Source organism: Marinimicrobium sp. UBA4209, from assembly GCF_002381585.1.
Classification (GTDB): domain Bacteria; phylum Pseudomonadota; class Gammaproteobacteria; order Pseudomonadales; family Cellvibrionaceae; genus Marinimicrobium; species Marinimicrobium koreense.
In genome coordinates, this window is sequence record NZ_DFTP01000030.1 from 2,126 (window position 1) to 5,964 (window position 3,839).

Annotated in this window: 2 protein-coding genes; one reads left to right on the forward strand and one right to left on the reverse strand. The window is 61.0% G+C overall.

Annotation, left to right across the window (positions count from 1 at the left end; genetic code table 11):
- Window positions 1–56: 56 nt before the first annotated feature.
- Window positions 57–809, reverse strand: coding sequence for a SapC family protein (locus B3187_RS04415; RefSeq protein WP_024459901.1), 753 nt, complete (start codon window positions 807–809; stop codon window positions 57–59).
- A 260-nt stretch (window positions 810–1,069) separates the two neighbouring features.
- On the opposite strand from B3187_RS04415, the gene B3187_RS04420 reads away from it, so the two are divergent.
- Window positions 1,070–3,839, forward strand: a 2,770-nt coding sequence (locus B3187_RS04420) for a DUF3857 domain-containing protein (protein ID WP_286804767.1), incomplete at its 3' end; no start/stop codon positions are given.

The window sequence follows — 3,839 nt, forward strand, 5'->3', positions numbered from 1 at the left end:
ACGCCGGGCACAAAAAAACCCGCAGCCAGTGCGGGTTTTTTGAACCACCGAAACAATCAGGCGGCTTCTTTGGACTGCTCTGAGTACTTGTTGACCAGTGCATTCAGGTTCTGCATGGACTGCAAGTGGCTGAAGATCAGCTCCAGACCGTCTTTCTTGAACAGGTCCAACACGTCTTCGTCGCTGATTTTCTTGAGCTTTTCGCGGTTGACCACGTAGAAACCGGTCAGGTTGAAACCGCCGCCTTCCTGGCCGTCTTTCAGCTTGATATTGGCTTCCATCGGCTCCAGCAGCTCGAGCTCGGACAGGCGTTTGCAGAACACATTGGTCAGCTCGGCGCGATACTGGTAGTCCTTCAGGAACTCCATGACGCCCTTGAGTTCTTCGGTCTGCTCGCCCGTTTCGGTGAACAGGCGCTTGCCCTCGCTGCCATCTTTGCTCCAGCCTTCGAACTGGTCGTCGATGCACAGGGTGAAGTTGTCCGTCTTGCCGTCATTGGCGAAGGCGAAGGGGTAGCGGCGCAGGAAGCCCGGGATATAGCGCATAGTCAGGCGCTTTTTCTCGTCCAGAAACAGGTTCTGGCCTTTCTTCAGGCCCATCACCGCCAGGGGAACAAAACCGCCATCGTCCTGGGTCTTGGCAAAAATCACCGGCAGTTCACGGGCCACAGAGGTGATCTCGGTCGCCAGCAGCGGCACGGAATTCAGCTCCTCGGCAAAGGCGTGGTTGTCAATCTGGATCGACCAGTCGCGGTGCGCTTCGCTGGAGACGGGGGAGATGTTGTTGTAGATCAGCAATTGTTTCGACACGATATTACCTCAGTTGTTATTCTCAAGCGCCGCACCGGGCGCCGTGATGCAAGAAAGGACAAATACTAGCATTATCCGAAGCTCTGTCACCACCCGAAATCCCCCTCGGTGGCCACTTGGCGCGCCATTTGCCCACCCTGGACTTTCCGGCTAGACTCCCAGAACAAACGCGACCCCCGTGCCATACTCCCCATGAGCGCTGTGGTCCATAATAAGCCATCACGGCTCGGAAAAAGGACCCGGATAAAGGACCCTCCGTCATGCCCCCTCGCATTCCCCTGTATCGTATTGCCAGTCTTGTTCTGGCGTTGACCGTCCTGACGCCCGGGGCTATCGCCGCGAAAAACCGATCCTCCGAGGCTCAACCCGTCACCAGCGGCCAGCCGTTCGGGACCTATGAATCGCCGTTTGGCTACCAACTGGACCTGACCGGGAGCGACTGGACCCACTGGCCACAGGTCAGTGAGCATGTCAGCCATCCGGACATTGGCGGGGAGCGCTGGCAGGGAGCCTTCGTCTCGGTCCCCGCCTGCTTCACCGACTGGCGGCCCGGTAAAGAGGCGGTGCGCTATGCTCTGTTACGGGCCATCGGGCACGAATACCCCACACCGGGAGTCCGCAACCCCCAATCCCGACGTATTGGCGAACAGGAGGCGGCGTCCTGGGAGCGGCTTCTGCCCAGGGAGAATGAGCTGCCGCTGCGCTTTCGCTATCACCTGGTCAACCGGGGTGATTGCACCCACCTGTTTGCCGTCTGGACCACCCTGGACGACGCGGCCCTGGATACTCTGTCCGAAGAGGTCATCGACGCTGTGAGTTGGTCAAAGCCCAACGCTGCGGCCGACCCCGTGGCGCAAGCCTGGTTCTACAACGCCGCCGGGCTCTACTTCCACAATGCAGAGAACCATCTGGACGCGGTAAAAGGGTTTGCCCTTGCCGCCCGACTCGATCCACAGGACAAGGTCTATATCAATAACACCGCCTCCACCTACAACTTGCTGAACCGCTACCGGGACGGGCTGGCGTTCATGCAGCACCCGGACATTCAGGCCCAGAGCGACGCCATGATCCAGGGTTGGCTGGGCTGGTTTGAGTACCACCTGCAGAACTATCCAGCCGCCATCGACCACTATCAGCGCGGCTTTGCACTGGGTTCCCTGTCAGAAGACGACCTCTACGCGTATGTGCAGAGCCTGCTGCAACAGGATCGGGCCGACCAGGCCCAGGCCGTGTTAGACCAGCACAGCCCCCGCCAGCCCGGCGCAGTCGCCATCCAGGCGCAGGCAGAAGTCGCCCGGGCCCGATCCGCCTACCAGCAGGCCCTGACGGTTCTGGATGAGGCGGATCGCCGGGGGGTTCACTCCCCCAACCTGCACCTCACCCGGATGGATGTGCTCGGGGACATGCGGGATTACGAAGCGGTCATCGCCTACAGCGATCGGCTGATTGAACGGGGGTTGGGTTCCAATACCGTGTACAACTATCGGGGCGATGCCCAATACCATCTTGAGCGCTACCGGGAGGCCAAGGCGTCATTCGAGCAGGCACTGGTCCTGCAGCCCGGTGACCGGGCCACCGCTGAATACCTGCGCTTCACCAACGCCCAGTTGGGCAAGGGCGATTCCGCCTCCATCAACACCCCCATTGAGCCGGTGGCCTGGCCCGCCCTGACGCCTCCGGACGAGGTGAGTGATATAGACGGCTATGACTCTCATTACCCCCTGACGGTCACGGCCTATCACTACGACCCGGCCAGACCGCTCAAAACCACCGAGGTGCGTCATATCCAGGTGCACGACACCGCCGGCGTCAATCGTCACAGCACGCTGATGGCCCGCTACAACCCGCTTTCTGAACGCCTGTATATAAACCGCCTCGAGGTGTTTGACGAAGACGGCGAGCGGGTGTCTTCACTGGACCGGAGCAGCCTGTACATTGGCGATGCCGAGGACTACGACCAGGCCACCTTCGGCAAGGTTGTTCGCGCCCCGGTGGCCGGATTGGCGCCGGGTTACCGGATCGAGTTTGAATACACTCTGGAACAGCGCTCCCCGGCCGAGCGATTCCCGTTCGAGCGCCTATATTTGTCCGGCCAGCGTCCGATCGGGCTATCGGCGCTCTATATCGAGGGCGAACTGGATTACCTGCTGTACAACCAGACCAACGCGCCCCAGCCCAAAAAGCGCCGGAACTCTCTGCTCTGGACCGTGGAAAACCCGACCCCGGCGCTGTGGGAGCCGATGCAAGTGGACGATGAAGACTATATGGCCAGTGTGGTTGTGGTCAGTAAAAATCAGTGGCGGGAAGCCGGATCAGACTACCGGACGCGGGTGAACGAGGTCATTCTCGCGGACACTCCGGAGCTGGATGCATTGGTGGCCACACTCACCGACGGCCTCGCCCCGGACGATACCGGGGCACGCATAGCCGCCCTTGCCGGCTATGTGCAACGCACCCTGACCTACAAAGCGCTCGAGTTCGGGGTGCGCGGCTACACCCCCAACCCACCGCAGCAGATTCTTCAGGACCGCTTTGGCGACTGCAAGGACCACTCGGTACTGCTCTGGCGCCTGCTGCGCGAAGCCGGGATTCCCGCCGAGCTGGCCCTGGCCAATCTGTCCGGCCCGGTGGACCCCGACATGCCCAGCATCGATCAGTTTGATCATATGGTCGTGTATCTGCCGGAGTGGAATGGCGGCACCTTTATCGATGCCACCAACAAAAACATCGATCTGCTCGGGGTCGCACCGGACGGGCTGGGAAGCACCTGGACGCTGACCCTGGGAGAGCGCCCTGCGCTGGTTCAGGTGCCCGCCCTCGACCCCAGCCGAGTCGACATCCGTCGGTCATTGAGCGCCCTGCCCAACGGCGAAACCCGGGTGCGGGAAAGCCTGACCATGAGCGCCTACTTTGCCTCCAGCCTGCGCGGCTATTTCAAAGATATCGAGCCCCGCGAGCGGCTCAATTGGGTGCAGCGGTTCCTCGGGGAAAATGGCCGGCCGGTGATTGTGGAATCACTGTCCGTGGACA